The following is a 20,971-nucleotide window of genomic DNA, read 5'->3' as shown; positions in this document are numbered from 1 at the left end:
AGCGCCACATGGCGAAAATCGAACGCGGAACGACGAAAATGGGAGGGTCGGCGCGTCGGCTGTCGGGGGCGGCGGCGCTCGCGATGCTCGCGTTCGCCGGGGCGTCGCTCGGAGCCATTCCGGCGTCTGGCCAGGAAAAAGGGGGCGTCCAGTCGAGCGCAGAGGCGATGATGTCGCGACGCATCGCCATGGGCGTCGGCAAGTCGATCATCGTCGATCTTCCGGCGGAGGCGTCGGAGATCGTCGTCGGCAATCCGAAGGTCGCCAATGCGGTCGCCCGCTCGGCGCGCAAGCTGTACATAATGGGCGCCGAAACGGGCCAGACGACGATTTTCGCGCTCGACCGCGCCGGGCGGCAGATCGCCAATCTCGAGATCAGTATCGGCCGCGACGTCGGCGAGCTCGGGCCGCTTCTGCATGCCGCTCTGCCGAAATCCAACATCACCACGCGCACGGTCAATGACACGATCATTTTGACCGGCACGGTCGAATCCGCCTCGGAGGCGCAGCGCGCCGTCGACATCGCCAAGGGCTTCGCCGCGCGCGCGTCCTCCGCGCAGGGCAATGGCGCGGGCGGCGACGGCCTCGTCGTCAATGCGCTCACCATCAGCACGCAAGATCAGGTGATGCTGAAGGTCACGGTCGCCGAAGTGCAGCGCCGTGTAATCAAGCAGCTGGGCGTCTCCGCCAAATCCGGCGGCGAGGCGATCTTGTCGGGCGGCTGGGGCAAGCTGGTTCAGGAAAATCCCTTCGCCATCAATTCCGCTCTCACCTCGAGCGCTTTGAGCCTCAATGGCCCCAACAGCACCTCTGCGACTCTGCAGGCCTATGAGCGCTACGGCGTCTCGCGCATCCTCGCCGAGCCGACCGTCACAGCGGTCTCCGGCGAGTCGGCGAAATTCACCGTCGGCGGCGAGGTCGCGGTGCCCGGCAATGGCAATTGTATCAGCGGCTCGATCCTCTGCACGGTCGGCATCGTGTTCAAGCAATATGGCGTGTCGCTGAACTTCACGCCCGTTGTGCTCGCCGAAGGCCGCATTCTCCTGCATCTCGCGACGGAAGTGACCGAGGTCGATTACCAAGGCGCGCAGACCTACAATGGCGTGACCGTTCCCGGCTTCAAGACTCGCAAGAACGAGACGAGCGTCGAGCTTCCGTCCGGCGGCTCCATCGCCACTGCGGGCCTGCTGCAGCAGAAGTCCGATCAGGCGATCAACGGCCTGCCGGGCCTCATCAATCTGCCGGTGCTCGGAACGCTGTTCCGCTCGCGCGATTATCTGCGCAACGAGACCGAGCTGCTCATCATCGTCACGCCCTTCATCGCGCGCTCGATCCAGGCGCGCGATGTGGCGCGGCCGGACGACGGCTTCGCGGACGCCAGCGATCCGCAGGCCTGGCTGCTCGGCCGCGTCAATCGGCTCTACGCCAATCCCCAACATCCGCAAGCGGTTCCACGCCTGAAGGGCCGCGTCGGCTTCATTCAGGACTGAGCGCGCGAGGAGCGGTAAACATGTCTATCCGACTGAACAGCGCGAAACTCAAAGCCTTCGGAGCGAGGCTCGCTTGCCTCGCCGCTATGGCGCCTCTCGCCGGCTGCGGCGTGAACAGAACGCTGCCGGCGCCCGCCGTCGCGCAAGACTATCGCGACCGTCATCCCGTCGTGCTCGCGGACGCCAGCACCTCCATCGACGTGCTGCCGTCGGCCCGCATCGACTATGCGACCACCGGGCGCATTCACGATTTCGTGCTGCGCTATCGCCGCTTCGGCCATGGCCAGATCACGCTTCTCGCGCCCACCGGAACGAAAGATCAGCTCGCGGTGCGCGGCGGCGTCGATGCGGTGAAGCGCATATTGGCGGAAAGCGGCGTCTCCGGCGCCGTCTATGTCGCCTCCTATCCGGTGACCGATCCCAATCTCGCCGCGCCTGTGCGTCTGTCTTTCCAGGGCGTGCGCGCGAAGGTGGCGGGACGCTGCGGCGAATGGCCCGCCGATCTCGCATCGGCGAGCTCGCTGCAAGGGTGGGACAACACCACTTATTGGAATTTCGGCTGCGCGAGCCAGACCACGCTGGCGGCGCAAATCGACGATCCGCGCGATCTCGTCGCGCCGCGCGGCGAAACGCCAGCCGACGTCGAGTCGCGCATGCGCGCCATCGGCAATGTGCGCAGGGGCGCCGATCCGGCGACGAACTGGAACGTCAAGGGCACGAATATCAGCTCGGTTGGAGGCGGTTGATGAAAGAGCAGTCGGCAATGGCGGAGAGCGACGCAGCAGCGCAGATCGCTCCCTTGCCGCGCATTTCCGTGCAAGCGTTCTGCGAGACGCCGGACGCCGTTGCGGTGGTGAACGCCGCCGCCGTGGACCGCCGCATGGACAAGGCGCATGTCAAGGTTCACATGGGCGGCGTCGCAGCCGCGATCGAGGCCTTCCGATCGGCGCCGACGCCGAATCTGATCGTGCTCGAGGCGATCGGCGAGCGTCAGACGCTCATCGGTCAGCTGGAGGCGCTGGCGGAGTCCTGCGACTCCGGCACCAAGGTCGTCGTGCTCGGCCATGTCAACGACATATCGCTGTATCGCGCGCTGATCGCGCGCGGCGTCAGCGACTATATCGTCGCGCCGATCGACGTGCTCGGCTTCATCTCGCGCATCTCCGATCTTTATAACAACAGCGCAGAGGCGCTGGGCCGCATCGTCGCCGTGGCCGGCGCCAAGGGCGGCGTCGGCTCCTCCTGCATCGCGCATAATCTCGCCTGGTCGATCGCGCGCGCGCTGCAGATGCAGACGGTCATCGCCGATCTCGATCTCCCCTTCGGCACCGCTGGGCTGGATTTCAACCAGGACCCGCCGCAAGGCGTCGCGGAAGCCGTGTTCGCGCCGGATCGCGTCGACGCCAATCTCATCGATCGCCTGCTGTCCAAATGCAGCGAGCAGCTCAGCCTGCTCGCCGCGCCGGCGACGGTCGATCGTCTCTATGATCTGCCGGAGACGGCTTTCGACGCGATCGTGGACACGTTGCGCGCCACGGCGCCTTGCACCGTGCTCGACGTTCCGCATCAATGGTCGGCCTGGACGAAGCGCATGCTGATCGGCGCCGATGAGGTGGCGATCGTCGCGGCGCCCGATCTCGCCAATCTGCGCAACGCCAAGACGCTCATCGATCAGCTGCGCGTCGCCCGGCAGAACGATTCGCCGCCCAAGCTGGTCCTGAATTTCGTCGGCGTGCCGAAGCGGCCGGAGATAGCGGTGGCGGATTTCGCCAAGGCCATCGAGATGGAGCCGTCGGCGATCATTCCCTTCGATCCGAAGCTGTTCGGCGCGGCTTCCAACAATGGGCAGATGATCGCCGAGGTCGACCCCGGCGCCAAGATCATCGAGCAGTTCGACGCGCTCGGCCGCGAGGTGACGGGGCGCGCCGTGAGCCGCAAGGTCAAGAGCGGATTATTGGCGCCGCTGCTCGATCGTTTGTCACGAAAGCTGGCCGGCTGACGAGCGGCGACTGAGCGTAACGAGGAGATCGCATGTTCGGAAAGCGGACGAACGTCGGAACGGCGCAGACAGCGACAGCGCGTTCGACACAGCAGGCGGCGCCGGCGAGCAAGGCGCCGACGCCCGCCGCTGCGCCCGAGGCGAGCGTGACGATCGCAGCGCCTCCCGAGCAGAAGCGCTCGGAACAATATTACGTGACGAAGAGCATGATCTTCGGCGCGCTCATCGAGGCGATCGATCTCGCGCAGCTCTCCAAGCTGGAGCCCGAGAGCGCGCGTGACGAGATCAGAGACATCGTCAATGAGATCGTCGCGATCAAGAATGTCGTGATGTCGATCGCCGAGCAGGAGGAGCTGCTCGAGGATATATGCAACGACGTGCTCGGCTATGGTCCGCTGGAGCCGCTGCTCATGCGCGACGACATCGCCGACATAATGGTGAACGGCGCCGCCAAGACCTATATAGAAGTCGGCGGCAAGATTCAGCTCACCAACATCCGCTTCCGCGACAATTCCCAGCTGATGAACATCTGCCAGCGCATCGTCAGCCAGGTCGGCCGCCGCGTCGACGAATCCTCGCCGATCTGCGACGCGCGCTTGCTCGACGGCTCTCGCGTCAACGTCATCGCGCCGCCGCTGGCGATCGACGGCCCCGCGCTCACCATTCGTAAGTTCCGCAAGGACAAGCTCACTCTCGATCAGCTCATCCGCTACGCCTCCATCTCGCCCGAAGGCGGCGAGGTGCTGAAGGTCATCGGCCGCGTGCGCTGCAATGTGCTGATCTCCGGCGGCACGGGCTCCGGCAAGACGACGCTGCTCAACTGCCTCACCAATTACATCGACACCGACGAGCGCGTGATCACCTGCGAGGACGCGGCGGAATTGCAATTGCAGCAGCCGCATGTGGTGCGCCTGGAGACGCGTCCGCCCAATCTGGAAGGGCAGGGCGCGGTGACGATGCGCGATCTCGTGAAGAACTGCCTGCGTATGCGTCCCGAACGCATCATCGTCGGCGAGGTTCGCGGACCGGAGGCTTTCGATCTTCTGCAGGCGATGAACACGGGCCATGACGGCTCGATGGGCACGCTGCACGCCAACTCGCCGCGCGAGGCGCTGGGCCGTCTCGAATCCATGATCACAATGGGCGGCTTCTCGCTGCCGGCGAAGACGATCCGCGATATGATCGTCTCGTCGATCGACATTATCGTGCAGGCGGCGCGCCTTCGCGACGGCTCGCGCCGCATCACCCATATTACCGAGGTGCTGGGCCAGGAGGCGGATGTCGTCACGCTGCAGGATCTCTTCGTCTATGAGATCGTCGGCGAGGACGCCAATGGCCGCATCATCGGTCGGCATCGCTCCACCGGCGTCGGACGGCCGCGCTTCTGGGAGCGCGCGCGCTATTATGGCGAGGAGAACAGGCTCGCCGCGGCGCTCGACGCCGCCACTGTCATCGACGACGAAAATTAGTCGCGAGGGCCAGAAAATGGATCGCCAATCATTGCTCTCCGCGCTTCTCGTCGCCTGCGCCGCAGGCGGAGTGATGTACGCTTTCGTCTATCCCTATCTCTCCGGCGAGATTCAGGCGCAGAAACGCACAGCCGCGCTGATGTCCTCGTCCGACCGTCGTCGCGACGCGCGGAACGGCGATCCGGCCAAGCGGCGCAAGCTGATTCAGGAGAGCCTGAAGGACGTCGAGACCAAGAAGAAAGCCAAGGTGACGCTCGAGCAGCGCATCGCGCAAGCGGGGCTGACGACGACGCGCCCGATTTTTCTCGCCGCATCGGCGGGTTTCGGCTTGCTCATCGCTTTCCTCGTCTTCGTTTTCAACTCGGATCCGCTAGTGGCGCTCGGCGCGGGCGTCGTCGCCGGCGTCGGCGCGCCGCATTGGCTGCTGGGCTTTCTCGCGCGTCGGCGCATCGCGAAATTCATCGCCGAATTTCCCGGCGCCGTCGATATCATCATTCGCGGCGTGAAGGCCGGCCTGCCGGTCGCCGATTGCTTTCGCATGATCGCGGGCGAGGCGGCGGAGCCGGTGCGCAGCGAGTTTCGCCAGATCGTCGAATCGCAGACGATCGGCCTGTCGATCGCCGAGGCGACGGAGCGCTTCGCCGATCGGGTGCCGGTGGCGGAAGCGTCGTTCTTCTCGATCGTCATCAGCCTGCAGCAAAAGGCGGGCGGCAATCTCTCCGAGGCGCTCACCAATCTCGCCGCCGTGCTGCGCGAGCGCAAGAAAATGAAGGCCAAGGTGAAGGCCATGTCGGCGGAGGCCAAGGCGTCGGCGGGCATCATCGGCAGCCTGCCGTTTCTCGTCGGCCTCGTCGTCTGGTTTACCAATCCGGCCTATATCAGCGTGCTTTTCAACACGACGGTCGGAAACATCATCATCGGAGCGAGCCTGCTCTGGATGGCGATCGGCGTCTTCATCATGCAGAAGATGATCGACTTCGATATTTGAGCGTATGCGCCGCGTCGAGCGAGGGGTCACGAGGTCATGGAGCAGATCGTCAAGCTGGCGACCAATGGGCGGCTGATGTTCAGCCTCATCGTCGCAACGGCGGTCATCGCCACCATATGGTCGCTGGGCGCGACCTTCATGCAGAGCGACACATTGGCCAAGCGCATGAAGAGCGTCGCCAATGAGCGCGAGCGCATCAGAGCGCGCGAGCGCGCGGCGGCGAAGACGGACGGCGGCGGACTGCGCTACCAGCCCAAGCAATATATGAAGAATGTCGTCGACCGCTTCTCCTTGACGACATGGCTCAACACCGACGACGCCAAGCTGCGTCTCGCCTCGGCCGGCTATCGCGGTCCGCAGGCGGAAGTGACCTTTTTGTTCTTCCGGCTGGTGACGCCGATCGCTTTCGCGCTCTTCGCGGTCTTCTATCTCGTCGTGCTCGACGATTCCGATTGGCCCATGCTCACCAAGGCCGGCATTGTGATCTTCGCGACCTATCTCGGGGTGAAGACGCCGGAACTGTTCATCAGCAACACGATCGCCAAGCGGCAGCAGAGCATGCGCATCGCTTTTCCCGACGCCCTCGATCTGATGCTGATCTGCGTCGAATCGGGCATGTCGGTCGATCACGCCTTTCGCAAGGTGGGGCAGGAGATCGGCGTGCGCTCTGCGCCGCTCGCCGAGGAATTCGCGCTGGCGACAGCCGAGCTCTCCTATCTGCCGGATCGTCGTCAGGCCTATCAGAATCTGACGGCGCGCACCGGGCTCGAGAGCGTGAAGCAGATTTCCACCGTGCTCATTCAGGCGGAGAAATACGGCACGCCGCTCGGCCGCGCGCTGCGCGTCACAGCGCAGGAGAGCCGCGACATGCGCATGGCGGAGGCCGAGCGCAAAGCCGCGGCGCTGCCGCCCAAGCTCACCGTGCCGATGATCGTCTTCTTTTTGCCCGTGCTGATGGTCGTCGTGATGGCGCCGGCGATTATTCAGGTGATGTCGCAGAGCTGGTGAGCGCGCCGAGCCGGGCGCGCGGGGGAGGGGCCTCGGCGCTCTTTCGCTTGGTCTTCTCGCTATAGCTCTGAATCTCGCGCCAGCTGTTGGATTGCGCGATCATCTGGCGAATCGAGGCGACATTGGCCGCGGCGTCGATCGGCGCGAGATCATGGCGCGACCAGCTCTCCGCTTCTTCGAACTTGCCCTGCAGCGCCAGCACGAGCGCGAGATTCTGGCGCACGCGCATGTCGGCCGTCGGTTGCGAGGCGGCGGTCAGCAATGTGCTCTCGGCCTGCGGCAGCTGCTTGGAGAGCGCATAGGAGAGCCCGAGATTTGAGAGCACCTTCGGGTCATTGGGCTTGATCTTCAATGCGGTCTGATAATATTCGCGCGCTTCTTCATGATTGCCGAGCTGATCGGCGATAGAGCCTTGCGCGGAGAGCACGGTCCAATCGGGCCGCTCCGGCGTATGGGCGCGCGACAGCACATCGGCGGCGTCGCGCAGGCGTCCGGCGTCGGCGAGCGATTTGCCATAGGCGCCCAGCACGGAGAGATCGTCTGGATAGCGAATGGCGAGGCCTTGCAGCACGGCGACGGCCTGGGCGTTGCGATCCAGCGCATGCAGCGCCTTGGCGTAGGTGAGCGCGACGGATTTGTTCTTGGGGTCGGCGTCGAAGCGACGACCCCATTCGTCGGCGAAGCGGCGCAGCTCGGCCTCGTCGGTCGGCAGCTCGGCGCGTCGCGTCGCGCCGATCGATCCGGTGACGTCGGTGAGCGGCTGCGCGCAGCCGCCGAGCGCGACCAGGGCGCAAATCACGAGCGCGCTCGGCGCGCCTTTGCGGCGCGTCGCGACGAAATGGGACGGGAACATCGGGCGACCCCTCTCTTGCGGTTGAACCGTCAGGGTCGAGCAATAAATCGTTAACCTTGCCGCTTCCTTAACGGGCGCGCTCGGCGATCCGGCGGTCGAGATCGTCGAGATCGCCGCGCCATTGCTCGAGCGCGAAGCCGAGCGCGAAGACATGCTCCACCTGCTCCACGGGCAGGCTGCGGAGGATTCCTTCTTCTCGGAGCGCCGAGATCTCTCGCGAATAAGCGTCGAAGGCGGCGTCCAACGTCTTGCTCGCGACTGGCGTGCGCGCGCCGGTCAGCGCGGCGCCGCTCTCGAGAAGCTGGGCGGCGGCCTCGTCGGCGATCGTCGCGAGCAAAGTCTCGAGGCGGGGACGCAGCCGCTCCGGCAAGGGCGTGACCGCGGCGCGGCCGATCATCACCAGATCATGACGCATGCGCAGCAGGGCGCGCAGCAGCGGCGCGAGATCGGGCTCGGCCTCGAGGAAGACGATGCGCTCATGACGCGCCTCCTGCTCCATCTTGTCGAGACGGGCGAAGGCGTCGCCGACGCCGCGCTGGAGGTCGCGAATCGCCTCCGGGTCCTGCGGCTGGGCAAAGCCCGAGAAGAGCCGAGGCAGCGCCTCGGCCATGACGGCGAGCATTTCGGCGCCGGCCTCGAGCGCGAGAATTCGGGCGCGGGCGGGAAAGACGAGATGCGACACGACGAGGGCGACGCCGCCGCCGAGCGCCACCTCGAGCACGCGGTCATAGGCCGAGTGGAAGGCGGTCGCATGGGTGAGGGTCGGCGCGAGCACGACGATGACGCCGGTCGCCGGCGCGACGGAAAAGCGCGGCGTCAAAGCAGAGAGCAGGGCGAGCGGCGCTATGGCGAGAGCGAGCAGAAGCAGCAGCGTCGGCTCATTCGCGCCGGCGACGTAATTGGAGACGAGGCCGGCGTAGATCGCGCCGCCCAGCGTGCCGAAGGAATAGTCGATCGTCGCCTTGACCGAGCGGCCGACGCTCATTTGCGTGAGGATGACCGCGGTCAGCACGGCCCATAAGATCATAGGCGTGCCGAGGAGATGGCCGATGCCGAGCGTCGCGACAGCGGCGATCGTGATCCTTGCGCCGAGCGCGAGCTGGGCGCGATAGCGGGAGAGTGGACCGATTTCCATGGGCCGAGTCCTATAACGTCTTCGTGTCCTCCGTGTCTTGGTGCTAAAAAGCCGCAAAGACAGGAACGAGAAGGAAAAGAGGGCGATATGAGCCGATTGGAGGAGTGGACGGCGGAGGCGACGCCGATCGATTTCGTCGATAAGGAGAGCTGGCCGATTCTCGCCGAGACCCTGCCGCCGCCGATCGCCGCCTTCGCGCGCGCTTGTGGCTTCGACGGCAAGGTCGGCGCGCATCTGCTCGCGCCGGGGCCGCAGGGCGCGCCGGCGGTGGTTCTGTTCGGCGTGGAGGCGGCTGGGGCGCGCCATCGCGATCCTTTTCTTCCCGGCAAGCTCGCGACCTTGTTGCCGCCGGGCCTCTATCGTTTGCGCGAAGGCGTATCCGATTCCTATTCGGCCGCGCTCGCCTTTTTGCTCGGCGGCTATTCTTTCTCGCGCTATGTCGCGCCCAAGAAGGAGCGCCCGCGCCTCTGCGCGCCGCAGGATGCCGATCGCGCGCGCATAGAGCGCGTCGCCGCCGCGCTCTGCTTCGGTCGCGATCTCGTCAACACGCCCGCCAATGATCTGGGGCCGGAGGCACTGGCGGAGGCTGCGCTGGCGCTCGCCGCGCGGCATGGAGCGCAGGCGCGCGTCATCGCCGGCGATGCGCTGCTTTCGGAAAATTTCCCGCTCGTTCACGCGGTCGGCCGCGCGGCGGCGCAGGCGCCGCGGCTCGTCGACATCAGCTTCGGGCCGGAAGAGGCGATGAAGGTGACGCTGGTGGGGAAGGGCGTCTGCTTCGACAGCGGCGGCCTCGACATTAAGCCGAGCAGCGCCATGCTGCTGATGAAGAAGGATATGGGCGGCGCCGCCACGGCGCTGGCGCTGGCCGATATTCTGATGGGCTCTGGCGCGCGTCTGCGCCTGCGCGTGCTGCTGCCGATTGTTGAGAACGCCATTTCGGCGGACGCCATGCGACCGGGCGACATTTATCCCAGCCGCAAGGGCCTCTCGGTCGAGATCGGCAACACGGATGCGGAAGGGCGTCTCATTCTCGCGGACGCTCTGGCGCTCGCCGCCGAGGAGGACCCCGATCTGCTGCTCGATTTCGCCACGCTCACCGGCGCGGCGCGCGTCGCGCTCGGCCCGGAGCTCCCCGCCTTCTACACGGGAGACGATTCTCTGGCGCTGGAGATCGAGACCTATGGCCGCAAGCTCGGCGATCCGGTGTGGCGGCTGCCCTTGTGGGAGCCTTATGATTCGCAGCTCGACGGCAAAGCGTCCAACATTGTGAATGTGTCGTCGAGCGGACATGCAGGCTCGATCACCGCGGCGCTGTTTCTGCGCCGCTTCGTGACCAAGCCGGAGAAATGGGCGCATTTCGATCTCTTCGCCTGGACTCCTTCCGCCAAGCCGGGTCGGCCGGAGGGCGGCGAGATTCAGACGGCGCGGCTGCTCGCCGAGCTGATCGAGGAGCGCGCCGCGCGTTGGAGCGTGAAGACATGAGCGAGAGCTTCGACAAAAGGCTGACGCCGGCGCGGCCCGATCTCGCCGCGCGCCACCTCGAGGGAAAGGTCGAGGCGGCGCGCTTTGTCGATGGGCGCCGCATGCAGGTGAAGGAAGGCGTCGCCGATCTTAAGCGCGAGCCGCGGCCCGATGCGCGGCTCGACACGCAGGCGCTCTATGGCGAGACGGTCATCGTCTATGACGAAGAGGAGGGCTGGTCCTGGGCGCAGCTCGAGCGCGACTCCTATGTCGGCTGGATCGCCGCCAATGTGCTCTGGAGCCGCATAGAGACGCCGACGCATCGCGTATGCGTTCCCCGCACCTTTGTTTTTCCGCGGGCGGAGATCAAGGACCCGCCCTTGCTCGCTCTGCCGCTCGGCGCCGAAGTGGAGATCGTCGGCGAGCGCGACAAATTCCTCATCGAGGCCGGCGGCGGCTTCATCTATCGCACGCATCTGACCCCGCGCGCGGCGCGCGTCGCGGATTTCGTCGCCGTGGCGGAGAGTCTCATCGGCGCGCCCTATCTTTGGGGCGGCAAGAGCTGGCTCGGCGTCGATTGCTCCGGCCTGGTGCAGACTTCCCTCGCTTTCGCTGGGATAGAGGCGCCGCGCGATACGGATATGCAGGAGACATCGCTCGGCCGCGCGCTGGCCGAGGGCGAGCCATTGCAGCGCGGCGATCTCGTCTTTTGGAAGGGCCATGTCGGCATGATGCAGGACGCAGAGCGCCTGCTGCACGCCAACGCCTTTCATTTGCAGGTCGCCAGCGAGCCCTTCGCGCCGGCGCGGGAGCGGATTTTGGCCTCCGGCTCGGCGGTGACGAGCGTGCGGCGAATCTTCGAGTGACGACAATGCCGGAGCCGCTCTATCTCGAAGAGCTCTTCGTTGGTCAGCGCTTTCACGGAGGGCCGGTCGAGGTCACGACGGAGGAGATCAAAGCTTTCGCGGCCAAATTCGACCCGCAGCCCTTTCATCTCGACGAGACGGCGGCGAAGGACAGTCTGTTCGGCGGTCTGGTGGCCAGCGGATGGCATACGGCCTCGCTCACCATGCGACTGCTGACGCAATGCGCGTCATTTTCCGGCGGGTTGATCGGCGTCGGCGGCAAGATCGAATGGCTGCGGCCTGTGCTTCCGGGCGATCTTCTGAGCGTCGAGGCGACGATTCTGCGCATTTCGCCGTCGAAGTCGCGCGACGATCGCGGAATGGTGAAGATGCGCGTCGTGACGTCCAATCAGCGCGGCGAAACCGTGCAGCTGCTCGCCGCCGATGTGCTCGCCTTTCGGCGGCCAACCGGGCCGTGAGGCCGGCGCTATTTCACCTTTTGATAAGCGCGTAGCAGGCGGCGCAGGGCGATGACGCCGGAGGCGCGGCTCGGATCATAGGTCGGATTGCCGCCGGCGAAGCCCGTCGCATAATCCGAGATGAGCGCCACGGCCGCGAAAGGCAGAGCGCATCGCTTGGCGAGTATCGCCTCCGGCGCGATCGACACGCCGAGCGCGTCGGCGCCGAGCATGCGGGCCATTTTGGCTTCCGCCGGCGTCTCATAGCTCGGGCCGGAGAACCACATGAAGACGCCTTCATGCAGCGTCACCCCGGCGCCCGTGCTGGCCTGCTTGAGGCGGCGCTGCAGCCTTTTGTCATAGGCTCCGTTCATATTCACGAAATTCTGTCCCGTGGCGCCGATGAGCGGATTGAGGCCGCTGAAATTGATGTGATCGGTCACGGAAAGAATGGAGGAGGGCTGAAAATCGGCGTTGGTGGAGGTGGCGAGACCGGTGGAGAGCAGAGCCCGCACGTTCAAAAGCGTCAATGTCTCGATCGGCGAGGACATAAGGCTGGGATCGCCGCTCTCGTAGAATTCCGAGCGGCCCTTGAGGAACAGCATGGGCGCGCCTTCGACGAGGCCGATCACGAGCTCGCCGCCCTCGATCTGAGGAAAGCCGGGAAGCTCGGAATAGGGAATGGCGACCGCCTGCTCGCCGATGTCGGCGGCGGCGAGAAATTCGCGTCCGAGCACGACCGCCGTTTCGATCGGTCCCAGAGGATTGCGCGCGCCGATGATATCGGCGGCGTCCCTTGCGCGCGTGCTCATGAGTAGCCTCGAAAGAATCCGAATCGTCGCAGTGGAGTGTGACGAAGCGAAGGCGTCGCCGCAAGTGCGCGCATGGGCGCTATCGGAATCAGGCCTTGTCGCCGGGGTACGGCTCGGCCTCGATGCGGAAGGCGGCGGCGAAGAGGGCGCGGGTGTAATCGCTCTTGGGCGCGGCGAAGACGTCTACCGCCGGGCCTTCCTCCACCACCTTGCCGTGGCGCATGACGATGAGATGCGCCGCTAGCGACTTCACCACCTTGAGATCATGGCTGATGAAGAGATAGGCGAGGCGGTGCTTGGCCTGCAGCTCGCGCAGCAGATCGACGATCTGCGCCTGCACGGACATGTCGAGCGCCGAGGTCGGCTCGTCGAGCACGATGAATTTCGGCTTCAGCACAATAGCGCGCGCGATGGCGATGCGCTGGCGCTGGCCGCCCGAGAATTCATGCGGATAGCGATCCATCATGGCGGGGTCGAGACCCGTCTCGGCCAGCGCCTTGGCGACGATCTCGCGCGTCTCCTCGAAGGAGAGGCCCTTCATCTGCACGCCGAGGCCCTCGGCGACGATTTCCGCGATCGACATGCGCGGCGACAGCGAGCCATAGGGGTCCTGGAAGACGATCTGCATGTCGCGGCGCAGCGGGCGCATTTCTTTCACGGTCTTCGCGTCTATGCGCTCGCCGAGATAGAGGATCGGCCCCTCCGAGCGAATGAGTCGCAGCAGCGCGAGGCCGAGCGTCGTCTTGCCGGAGCCAGATTCGCCGACGACGCCGACCGTCGAGCCGCGCCGGACCGCGAGGGTCACGCCGTCCACCGCCTTGATATGGCCGACGGTGCGGCGCAGGAAGCCGCGCTTGATCGGAAACCAGACCTTGAGGTCGTCGGCGGCGACGAGAACGGGCTCGTTCTCGTCATCCGGCGGCGGCGAGCCCTTGGGCTCGGCGGCGAGCAGCGCCTTGGTGTAGGGATGCTCGGGCGACGAGAAGACCTTCTCGACATCGCCCTTCTCGACGATGCGGCCGTGCTGCATCACGCAGACATCGTCGGCGAAGCGCCGCACCAGGCCGAGATCATGGGTGATGAAGAGCATGGCCATGCCATAGGTCTTCTGCACGCGCTCCAGCAGAGCGAGAATCTGCGCCTGCACGGTGACGTCGAGCGCTGTCGTCGGCTCGTCGGCGATGAGCAGATCCGGCCGATTGGCGAGCGCCATGGCGATCATCACGCGCTGGCGCTGGCCGCCCGACAATTGATGCGGAAAAGCGGTGAGTCGCTCGGAGGGGTTCGGAATGCCGACCTCGCCGAGCAGCTCCACGACTCGCGCGCGGATTTTTTCCGCGCCGCGCGCACCATGCAGCTCGAGGATTTCGCCGATCTGCTGCTCGATCGTCTGCAGCGGATTGAGCGACGTCATCGGCTCTTGGAAGACCATGGTGATCTTCGCGCCGCGAATGCCGCGCAGCTCGGCGTCCGAGAGCTTCAGAATGTCTTTGCCGGAGAAGTCGATGTGTCCCGACGGATGCACGGCCGCAGGCGGCAGCAGCCGTACGATCGAGAGCGCGGTGATGGATTTGCCGGAGCCCGACTCGCCGACCAGCGCCAGCGTGCGCCCGCGTTCGACGGAGAAGGAGACTTTGTCGACCGCGAGCGTCTCCTTGCCGCCTTGGGCGAAGGCGATGGAGAGATCGCGGACGTCGAGGAGAGGGGAATCCATTTGATCGTTCACCGGAAGGTCTTTCGCGGGTCGAAGGCGTCGCGCACGGCTTCGCCGATGAACACCAGAAGCGAGAGCATCAGCGCTATAATGACGAAGCCGGTGAGGCCGAGCCAGGGCGCCTGCAGATTGGATTTGCCTTGCAGCAGAAGCTCGCCGAGCGACGGCGAGCCCGGCGGCAGGCCGAATCCCAAAAAGTCGAGCGAGGTCAGCGTCGTGATCGAGGAATTGAGCACGAAGGGCAGAAAGGTCAAGGTCGCGACCGTGGCGTTGGGCAGAAGATGGCGCGTGATGATGCGGAAATTGGAGAGGCCGAGCGCGCGCGCGGCGTTCACATATTCGAAATTGCGCGCGCGCAGAAATTCCGCGCGCACCACATGCACCAGCGACACCCAGGAGAACAGCAGCAATATGCCGAGCAGCACGAAAAAGCCCGGCGCCAGGAAGGAGGAGACGATGATGAGCAGATAGAGCTGCGGCAGCGAGGACCACACTTCGATGAAGCGTTGAAACACGAGATCGACGCGGCCGCCGAAAAAGCCCTGCACGGCGCCTGCGGCGACGCCGACGACGGAGGAGACCCCGGCCAGAATGAGGCCGAACAGAACCGAGATGCGGAAGCCATAGAGCAGGCGCGCGACGACGTCGCGGCCTTGATCGTCGGTGCCGAGCCAGTTCCATTCGATCGCCGAGCAACCGAGATGCGCTTTGTCGGGCCCGAGCTTTTTTGCCGCCGCGGCCTCGCATTGCGCCTTGGTGAGCAGCCATGTCGGCGGCGAGGGCGCCGGCGTCGGCAGATCGAGATTATGCGTGTCGTAGGAATAGTGTATCGGCGGCCAGATCATCCAGCCATTGGCGTCGATCTCTTTCTCGATCGTCGGATCGCGATAGTCGGTGCGCGCGAGAAAGCCGCCGAATTTCTCTTCCGGGTAGTCTTTGAAAATCGGGAAGAGCAGCTCGCCCTTGTAATAGGCGAGCACGGGCTTGTCGTTGGCGATGAAGTTGGACGCCAGCGAAAGCAGAAAAAGCGCCATGAATATCCAGAAGGACCAATAGCCCCTGGTATTGGCCTTGAAATTCTGCAGCCGGCGGCGATCGATCGGCCGCAGGCGCAAGAGGCCGCCGCCGGGAATTTCCGGCGCGAGCTTCGTCGTCGGGGCGGGGGCGCTGGTCTCGTTCATGGCGTCAGACCTCGCGCGTCTCGAAATCGATGCGCGGATCGATCCAGGTGTAGGTGAGGTCCGAGAGCAGATTCACCACGAGGCCCAGCAGCGCGAAAATATAGAGATTGGCGAACACCACCGGATAATCGCGATTGACGATGGATTCGTAGGAGAGATAGCCGAGCCCGTCGAGCGAGAAGATGGTCTCGATCAGCACCGAGCCGGTCAGGAACGCATGCACGAAGGCGCCCGGAAAGCCGGAGACGACGATGAGCATGGCGTTGCGGAACACATGGCCGTAGAGCACGCGGTTCTCGGTGAGGCCCTTCATGCGCGCCGTCTGCACATATTGCTTGCGGATTTCGTCGAGGAAGGAGTTCTTGGTCAGAAAGGTCTGCGTCGCGAAGGCGCCGAGCGTCATGGCGAGCACGGGCAGGCAGATGTGCCACAGATAATCGCCCGCCTTACCGATGAGCGGCAGCTCCGAGAAATTCTCCGAGACGAGGCCGCGCAATGGGAAAATCTGCCAGAAGGAGCCGCCGGCGAAGAGCACGATGAGCAGCATTGCGAAGAGGAAGCTCGGTATCGCATAGCCGATGATGACGAGATTGGACGTCCAAGAATCGAAACGCTCGCCGTCGCGCACCGCTTTGGCGATGCCGAGCGGAATGGAGACGGAATAGGAGATGAGCGTCATCCATAGGCCGAGCGACATTGACACGGGAAGCTTTTCGCCGATGAGCTTCAGCACGCTCTCGTCGCGAAAATAGCTGCGGCCGAAGTCGAAGACGGCGTAATTTTTCACCATCAGCAGGAAGCGTTCCCAGGCCGGCTTGTCGAAGCCGAACTGCTTTTCCAGCTCTGCGATGAATTTGGGGTCGAGCCCCTGCGCGCCGCGATATTTGGAGGCGCCCTCGGCGCCTGCGCCGGGAGTCGCCGCGCCTCCGCGGCCGACATCGCCGCCGCCGCCGGAAAAGCGCGAGGTCGCGCCCATGTCATAGCCCTGCAGCTGCGCGATGACGCGCTCGACGGGACCGCCGGGGGCGAATTGCACAATGGCGAAAGAGATGAGCATGATGCCGAGGATCGTCGGGATCATCAGCAGCAAGCGTCGCAGAATGTAAGCCGCCATAGTGGTTCAGCGCCCCGCGTAATTGATCTTGCGCGCCTTGGCGTCGTCCCACCACCACGTCGCGGCTATGCCCGTGTCGAAGCGCGGATAGCGCTCCGGGCGGCCGAACACGTCCCAATGGGCGATCCAATGCGTCGGCTTGTAGTAATGCGGAATCCAATATTGGCCGGCGATCAGCACGCGGTCCAGCGCGCGGCAGATGGCGGCCAGCTCCTCGCGCGAATTGGCGACCAGCGCTTTTTCTATGAGCGCGTCGACGACGGGATCGGCGACGCCGATGACATTTTGCGAGCCCTTGGTGCGCGCCGCCTCGGAGCCGAACATGATGCGCAGCTCCTCGCCCGGCGAATAGGCGATGCGCACGCGCTCCATGATGACGTCGTAATCATGGTCGTCGATGCGGGATTTGTATTGCGCCGCGTCCACGATGCGCATGCGGGCGTTGACGCCGATCAGCTTCAGATTCTTGATGAAGGGCTGCGTGTGCCGCTCGAACATGCTGGTGTTGTAGAGGAACTCGAACTCGAGCGGCTTGCCGTCGGGCAGGCGCAGCAGGCCGTCCTTGCGCGTGCAGCCGGCCTCGGTCAAAAGATCGACGGCCTTGCGCAAGAGATTGCGATCCTGTCCCGAGCCGTCCGACACCGGCGGCTGGAACGGCGCCTCGAAGACGTCCTTAGGCAGACGATCGCGGAATGGCTCGAGCAGAGCGAGCTCGGCCGGCGTCGGAACGCCGACGGCCTCGAGATCGGAATTCTCGAAATAAGAGCTCGTGCGCTTGTACGAGTCGTACATCAGATTATGATTGGTCCATTCGAAATCGAATGCGTAGCCGAGCGCCTTGCGCACGCGCGGATCGGCGAACACCGGCCGGCGTATGTTTATGAACCAGCCCTGCGTTCCCGATATGTTGTAATCGGGAATTTCCTCGCGCTTGACGCGACCGTCGCGAAAGGCCGGGAAATCATAGCCTGTCGCCCATATTGCGGAGGTGAATTCCTCATGCACGGTGAAGGCGCCGGCCTTGAAGGCCTCGAAAGCGACATTGCGGTCGCCGTAATAATCGAAGCGTATCGTGTCGAAATTGGCCTGTCCGACATTGACCGGCAAATCCTTCGCCCAATAGTCCGGCACGCGCTGGAAGGAGATGAAGCGGCCCGGATCGACCGCGCCGATCTTATAGGAGGAGGAGCCGAGCGGCGGCTCGAGCGTCGTCTCGTTGAACTTGTGCTTGGTGTAATAGGCCTTGGAGAAGATCGGCTGGCTGGCGACGATGATCGGCAGATCGCGGGCGCGGCCGGGCGCCAGCTTCACCACCAGAACATCGTCGGCCTCGGCCTTGGCGCTGACGAGATCGCGCAGCGATTGCGAGATCATCGGATGGCCTTCCGCCTTCAGCAGGTCGAGCGAGAAGGCGACGTCATGGGCGGTGAGCGGCGAGCCGTCGTGAAAGCGCGCCTCCTTGCGCAGGAAGAACGTATAGGTGAGCTTGTCGGCGGAGATGCGCACCTTTTTGGCCACCAGACCATAGAGCGCGTCGCGCTCGTCGAGGCTGCCGGCCAGCAGCGTGTCATAGATGAGCCCGACGCCCGCCGCCGGATTGCCGCGCAGAATATAAGGATTCAGCGAATCATAGCTGTTCTTCTCGGGCGGCGGCGGCTCCATCACCAGCGTTCCGCCCTTGGGCGCCTTGGGGTTCACATAGGCGAAATGCGGAAAATCCGCCGGCTCGGCGAGCTCGCCGAAGATGGAGAGCCCATGGCTCTCGGTCTCGCCCGGCGCGGCTTCGGCGAAGGCGGGGCGGATGGCCCATCCCGGCAGGGCGAGCCCGGCGAGGCTCGAGAGGGCGGCGAGCGCCCGGCGGCGCGTCACAGGAAGAAAATTGCGTGTTTCAGCCAAGGTGATCTCGCTTTCGGGGCGTCAGGGCTGGCGTGAGCGCGGCAGCTCACGCGAATCCCGCGATTATGTCGGATTTTCGGGATGAAGCCATATGAGATTGCAGTCGCCTCCCATATGACGCGCGAGCCGGGGCCGCGGTTCCGCCTTCCGCGGGAGGGCGCCGGATACGCGAGGAAAACGCCGCTTTTCGGGCAGCGGGACCGCTGGCGAGCGGGCCCCCGCGAGATTTGCGGAAGCTAAATGTTGTGTCCGCTGGCCAAGGCGCCGTATTCGATGGCCCCTTTCGTATCGCGTCGGGAGCGCAGCCGAGATGACCAGAGAGCCCCGCCCGTTCCGCCACCAGGCCTTCATCGACGGCGCCTTCGTCGCCGCCGACAATGGCGCGACCTTCACCGTTCGCGATCCGGCCACGGGCGCGGTATTGGCCGAGGTCCCGGACCTGGGCGCAGCCGAGACGCGCCGCGCGATCGAGGCCGCCGAGCGCGCGCTGCCCGGTTGGCGCGGCAAGCTGGCCAAGGAGCGCGCGCAAATATTGCGGCGCCTGCATGATCTGCTGCTTGCCGATCAGGAGCGCCTCGCGCAGATCATCACCGCGGAGCAGGGCAAGCCGATCGCCGAGGCGCGCGGCGAGATCGCCTATGCCGCCGCCTATTTCGACTGGTTCGCGGAGGAGGGCCGCCGCGTCTATGGCGATGTGATTCCGCAGCAGGCGCGCGAGAAGCGCATTCTCGTGTTCAAGCAGGCGATCGGCGTCACCGCCGCGATCACGCCCTGGAACTTCCCTTCCGCCATGATCGCGCGCAAGGCCGGCGCGGCGCTCGCCGCCGGCTGCACAATGGTGGTGAAGCCGGCCGAGCTGACGCCGCTCTCGGCGATAGCGATGGCCGAGATCGCGCAGCGCGCGGGCGTGCCGGACGGCGTGCTCAATGTGGTGACGACCAACGACCCCGCCAGCGTCGGCGCCGAGCTCACCTCCAACCCGACCGTGCGCAAGATCAGCTTCACCGGCTCGACCGAGGTGGGGAAGATTCTTCTGCGCCAGGCGGCGGAGAATGTGCAGAAATGCTCGATGGAGCTGGGCGGCAACGCGCCTTTCATCGTCTTTGCCGACGCCGATCTCGATCTCGCGGTGAAGGGCGCCCTCGCGACCAAATATCGCAACAGCGGCCAGACCTGCGTCTGCGCCAATCGCTTCCTCGTGCAGAAAGACGTCGCCGAGGCCTTCGGCGCCAAGCTCGCCGAGGCGGCCTCCAGGCTGAAGGTCGGGCGCGGCGTCGAGCCCGGCGTCGTCATCGGTCCGCTGATCGAGGAAGCGGCGGTCGAGAAGGTCGAGCGTCTCGTCGCCGACGCCCGCGCGCGCGGCGCGAAAGTGCTGACCGGCGGCGGACGCCATGAGCTCGGCGGCAATTTCTATGCGCCGACCGTGCTCTTCGACACGCGGCCGGACATGCAGATTTTCGCGGAGGAGATCTTCGGCCCTGTCGCCGCGATCACCACTTTCGAGGATGAAGCGGAGGCGCTCCGCCTCGCCAATTCGACGCATTATGGCCTCGCCGCCTATTTCTACAGCCGCGACATAGCGCGCGTGTTCCGCGTCGCCGAGCAGCTGGAGTTCGGCATGGTCGGCGTCAACGAGTCGCTGATGTCGAGCGAGGCGGCGCCTTTCGGCGGCGTGAAGCAATCGGGCATGGGACGCGAGGGCTCCAAATACGGAATAGAGAGCTATCTCGAGATCAAATATGTCTGTCTCGGCAATATGTGAGGCGTTCAGCCTGCGCGGTTCGGCGTGCCCAGCACATGCACGTCGGGCGCGATCATCACATTGTCGAAACGCTGCGTGAACATCGGCGCCGCGAAGAAGGCGACGGCGCGCAGCGTTTCCTCGCCCGTGTTGACGAGATCATGCCGCAGCGGCGTCGGAATGACGAAGACGTCGCCCGGCCGCACATGATGGACGACGCCGCCTTCCGCGCGCAACTCGCCGCAGCCGCCGAGAATATATTGGGTCTCCTCGGTGGCGTCCGTGTGCCAGCCGAGCCGTCCGCCGGGCTCGATCTCATAGACGATGGTCGAGGATTGCGTCGCGCCATGCTCGCCGCAGGAGGCGAAGGCGCCCGCCCAGCGCACGCTCGGATCGTCCACGCCGCCGACTTTGGCGCGCGGCAGGTCATTGGTGGCGACGAGGTGAATGGCGCTCATTGATCTTCTCCGAAATTCTAATCGAATTTTCCATGGCGCGAGTTCCGGGCGCGAGTTCCTGGGACGAGTCCCGCCGCTGTGCCAACGCGCCGGGCGCGGCTTCGTTCCGCGTGCTTGACAGGGGAGCGCTGTGCGGCTCTATTGAAAGGCGATGGTTCCCTCTCGAGGGATCAAAAGGGAATGCGGTGAGCGCCGGCGACGGCGCGAAGCCGCGGCTGCCCCCGCAACTGTGAGCGGCGAGCCGAGGATCAAACGAGCCACTGGAGCAGACGCTCCGGGAAGGCGATCCGAAGGCGCTGACCCGCGAGCCAGGAGACCTGCCATCAGTCGTGGTCACGCGCGATAGCGT

18 protein-coding genes and 1 riboswitch are annotated in these 20,971 nt (G+C 65.1%); of the genes, 10 read left to right on the top strand and 8 right to left on the bottom strand.

Translation table 11 applies throughout. From position 1 onward, the window contains the following. Positions 1–8: 8 nt before the first annotated feature. From METLW4_RS0108300 to METLW4_RS0108275, 6 genes are read left to right on the top strand one after another with little or no spacing between them, the layout of a single operon-like run. On the top strand, positions 9–1,490 hold the full coding sequence (locus METLW4_RS0108300; protein WP_245258425.1) for a type II and III secretion system protein family protein: 1,482 nt from the start codon (positions 9–11) through the stop codon (positions 1,488–1,490). Positions 1,491–1,510: 20 nt separating this feature from the next. Further along, complete coding sequence (locus METLW4_RS24405) at positions 1,511–2,236, top strand: CpaD family pilus assembly protein (RefSeq protein ID WP_043331779.1); 726 nt, start codon at positions 1,511–1,513, stop codon at positions 2,234–2,236. After that, on the top strand, positions 2,236–3,489 hold the full coding sequence (locus METLW4_RS0108290; protein WP_018265743.1) for an AAA family ATPase: 1,254 nt from the start codon (positions 2,236–2,238) through the stop codon (positions 3,487–3,489). The genes METLW4_RS24405 and METLW4_RS0108290 overlap by 1 nt, the downstream gene beginning before the upstream one ends. Before the next feature lie 32 nt (positions 3,490–3,521). Further along, positions 3,522–4,958: a CpaF family protein gene (locus METLW4_RS0108285; protein WP_018265742.1), complete on the top strand. Its 1,437-nt coding sequence runs from the start codon at positions 3,522–3,524 to the stop codon at positions 4,956–4,958. Between the two features lie 16 nt (positions 4,959–4,974). Continuing rightward, positions 4,975–5,946 (top strand): type II secretion system F family protein, encoded by a 972-nt coding sequence (locus tag METLW4_RS0108280; RefSeq protein WP_018265741.1) that lies wholly within the window; start codon positions 4,975–4,977, stop codon positions 5,944–5,946. 36 nt (positions 5,947–5,982) lie between these two features. Continuing rightward, positions 5,983–6,954 (top strand): type II secretion system F family protein, encoded by a 972-nt coding sequence (locus tag METLW4_RS0108275; RefSeq protein ID WP_018265740.1) that lies wholly within the window; start codon positions 5,983–5,985, stop codon positions 6,952–6,954. Here METLW4_RS0108275 and METLW4_RS0108270 read toward each other — a convergent pair. Both METLW4_RS0108270 and METLW4_RS0108265 read right to left on the bottom strand, forming a co-directional pair. After that, positions 6,926–7,807, bottom strand: a complete 882-nt coding sequence (locus METLW4_RS0108270; protein ID WP_018265739.1) for a tetratricopeptide repeat protein — start codon at positions 7,805–7,807, stop codon at positions 6,926–6,928. The two genes, METLW4_RS0108275 and METLW4_RS0108270, sit on opposite strands and share 29 nt — an antisense overlap. A 67-nt stretch (positions 7,808–7,874) precedes the next feature. Further along, on the bottom strand, positions 7,875–8,942 hold the full coding sequence (locus METLW4_RS0108265; RefSeq protein WP_018265738.1) for an FUSC family protein: 1,068 nt from the start codon (positions 8,940–8,942) through the stop codon (positions 7,875–7,877). Positions 8,943–9,029: 87 nt separating this feature from the next. Here METLW4_RS0108265 and METLW4_RS0108260 point away from each other — a divergent pair, with 87 nt between their 5' ends. Genes METLW4_RS0108260 through METLW4_RS0108250 form a run of 3 tightly spaced genes read left to right on the top strand, consistent with a single transcriptional unit; the run spans position 9,030 to position 11,727 of the window. Next, positions 9,030–10,424, top strand: a complete 1,395-nt coding sequence (locus tag METLW4_RS0108260) for a leucyl aminopeptidase family protein (RefSeq protein WP_026191354.1) — start codon at positions 9,030–9,032, stop codon at positions 10,422–10,424. Next, positions 10,421–11,269: a C40 family peptidase gene (locus METLW4_RS0108255; protein ID WP_018265736.1), complete on the top strand. Its 849-nt coding sequence runs from the start codon at positions 10,421–10,423 to the stop codon at positions 11,267–11,269. The genes METLW4_RS0108260 and METLW4_RS0108255 overlap by 4 nt, the downstream gene beginning before the upstream one ends. A 5-nt stretch (positions 11,270–11,274) precedes the next feature. Next, entirely contained in the window at positions 11,275–11,727 is a 453-nt protein-coding gene (locus METLW4_RS0108250; RefSeq protein ID WP_018265735.1) for a MaoC family dehydratase, read from the top strand. Between the two features lie 8 nt (positions 11,728–11,735). Here the strand turns inward: METLW4_RS0108250 and METLW4_RS0108245 are convergent, their stop codons facing one another. The 5 genes from METLW4_RS0108245 to METLW4_RS0108225 all read right to left on the bottom strand — a co-directional run bounded on the left by METLW4_RS0108245 (position 11,736) and on the right by METLW4_RS0108225 (position 18,423). After that, entirely contained in the window at positions 11,736–12,518 is a 783-nt protein-coding gene (locus METLW4_RS0108245; protein WP_018265734.1) for a purine-nucleoside phosphorylase, read from the bottom strand. Between the two features lie 88 nt (positions 12,519–12,606). Beyond that, positions 12,607–14,232 (bottom strand): ABC transporter ATP-binding protein, encoded by a 1,626-nt coding sequence (locus METLW4_RS0108240; protein WP_018265733.1) that lies wholly within the window; start codon positions 14,230–14,232, stop codon positions 12,607–12,609. 8 nt (positions 14,233–14,240) lie between these two features. Next, positions 14,241–15,413, bottom strand: coding sequence for an ABC transporter permease (locus tag METLW4_RS0108235; protein WP_018265732.1), 1,173 nt, complete (start codon positions 15,411–15,413; stop codon positions 14,241–14,243). A 4-nt stretch (positions 15,414–15,417) separates the two neighbouring features. Next, positions 15,418–16,527: a microcin C ABC transporter permease YejB gene (locus METLW4_RS0108230; protein WP_018265731.1), complete on the bottom strand. Its 1,110-nt coding sequence runs from the start codon at positions 16,525–16,527 to the stop codon at positions 15,418–15,420. Positions 16,528–16,533: 6 nt separating this feature from the next. Continuing rightward, positions 16,534–18,423, bottom strand: a complete 1,890-nt coding sequence (locus METLW4_RS0108225) for an extracellular solute-binding protein (RefSeq protein WP_026191351.1) — start codon at positions 18,421–18,423, stop codon at positions 16,534–16,536. A 310-nt stretch (positions 18,424–18,733) separates the two neighbouring features. Here METLW4_RS0108225 and METLW4_RS0108220 point away from each other — a divergent pair, with 310 nt between their 5' ends. Continuing rightward, the gene (locus tag METLW4_RS0108220) at positions 18,734–20,185 is read left to right on the top strand and encodes an NAD-dependent succinate-semialdehyde dehydrogenase (RefSeq protein WP_018265729.1); all 1,452 of its coding nucleotides are present in this window, start codon (positions 18,734–18,736) and stop codon (positions 20,183–20,185) included. A gap of 5 nt (positions 20,186–20,190) precedes the next feature. On the opposite strand, the gene METLW4_RS0108215 is transcribed toward METLW4_RS0108220, so the two are convergent. Beyond that, positions 20,191–20,622, bottom strand: coding sequence for a cupin domain-containing protein (locus METLW4_RS0108215; protein ID WP_018265728.1), 432 nt, complete (start codon positions 20,620–20,622; stop codon positions 20,191–20,193). A 135-nt stretch (positions 20,623–20,757) separates the two neighbouring features. Beyond that, positions 20,758–20,961: riboswitch (cobalamin riboswitch) on the top strand. Positions 20,962–20,971: the final 10 nt, after the last annotated feature.

The sequence above is a fragment of the Methylosinus sp. LW4 genome, assembly GCF_000379125.1.
In the GTDB taxonomy this organism is placed as follows: Bacteria; Pseudomonadota; Alphaproteobacteria; order Rhizobiales; family Beijerinckiaceae; genus Methylosinus.
The sequence above is the reverse complement of the archived record's forward strand: the minus strand, read 5'-3'. Positions and strand labels throughout refer to the sequence as shown.

Bases quoted from the DNA above. Each gene is read 5' to 3' on its own strand.
- METLW4_RS0108300 (WP_245258425.1), top strand. From the start codon at position 9: ATGGCGAAAATCGAACGCGGAACGACGAAAATGGGAGGGTCGGCGCGT.
- METLW4_RS24405 (WP_043331779.1), top strand. From the start codon at position 1,511: ATGTCTATCCGACTGAACAGCGCGAAACTCAAAGCCTTCGGAGCGAGG.
- METLW4_RS0108290 (WP_018265743.1), top strand. From the start codon at position 2,236: ATGAAAGAGCAGTCGGCAATGGCGGAGAGCGACGCAGCAGCGCAGATC.
- METLW4_RS0108285 (WP_018265742.1), top strand. From the start codon at position 3,522: ATGTTCGGAAAGCGGACGAACGTCGGAACGGCGCAGACAGCGACAGCG.
- METLW4_RS0108280 (WP_018265741.1), top strand. From the start codon at position 4,975: ATGGATCGCCAATCATTGCTCTCCGCGCTTCTCGTCGCCTGCGCCGCA.
- METLW4_RS0108275 (WP_018265740.1), top strand. From the start codon at position 5,983: ATGGAGCAGATCGTCAAGCTGGCGACCAATGGGCGGCTGATGTTCAGC.
- METLW4_RS0108270 (WP_018265739.1), bottom strand. From the start codon at position 7,807: ATGTTCCCGTCCCATTTCGTCGCGACGCGCCGCAAAGGCGCGCCGAGC.
- METLW4_RS0108265 (WP_018265738.1), bottom strand. From the start codon at position 8,942: ATGGAAATCGGTCCACTCTCCCGCTATCGCGCCCAGCTCGCGCTCGGC.
- METLW4_RS0108260 (WP_026191354.1), top strand. From the start codon at position 9,030: ATGAGCCGATTGGAGGAGTGGACGGCGGAGGCGACGCCGATCGATTTC.
- METLW4_RS0108255 (WP_018265736.1), top strand. From the start codon at position 10,421: ATGAGCGAGAGCTTCGACAAAAGGCTGACGCCGGCGCGGCCCGATCTC.
- METLW4_RS0108250 (WP_018265735.1), top strand. From the start codon at position 11,275: ATGCCGGAGCCGCTCTATCTCGAAGAGCTCTTCGTTGGTCAGCGCTTT.
- METLW4_RS0108245 (WP_018265734.1), bottom strand. From the start codon at position 12,518: ATGAGCACGCGCGCAAGGGACGCCGCCGATATCATCGGCGCGCGCAAT.
- METLW4_RS0108240 (WP_018265733.1), bottom strand. From the start codon at position 14,232: ATGGATTCCCCTCTCCTCGACGTCCGCGATCTCTCCATCGCCTTCGCC.
- METLW4_RS0108235 (WP_018265732.1), bottom strand. From the start codon at position 15,413: ATGAACGAGACCAGCGCCCCCGCCCCGACGACGAAGCTCGCGCCGGAA.
- METLW4_RS0108230 (WP_018265731.1), bottom strand. From the start codon at position 16,527: ATGGCGGCTTACATTCTGCGACGCTTGCTGCTGATGATCCCGACGATC.
- METLW4_RS0108220 (WP_018265729.1), top strand. From the start codon at position 18,734: ATGACCAGAGAGCCCCGCCCGTTCCGCCACCAGGCCTTCATCGACGGC.
- METLW4_RS0108215 (WP_018265728.1), bottom strand. From the start codon at position 20,622: ATGAGCGCCATTCACCTCGTCGCCACCAATGACCTGCCGCGCGCCAAA.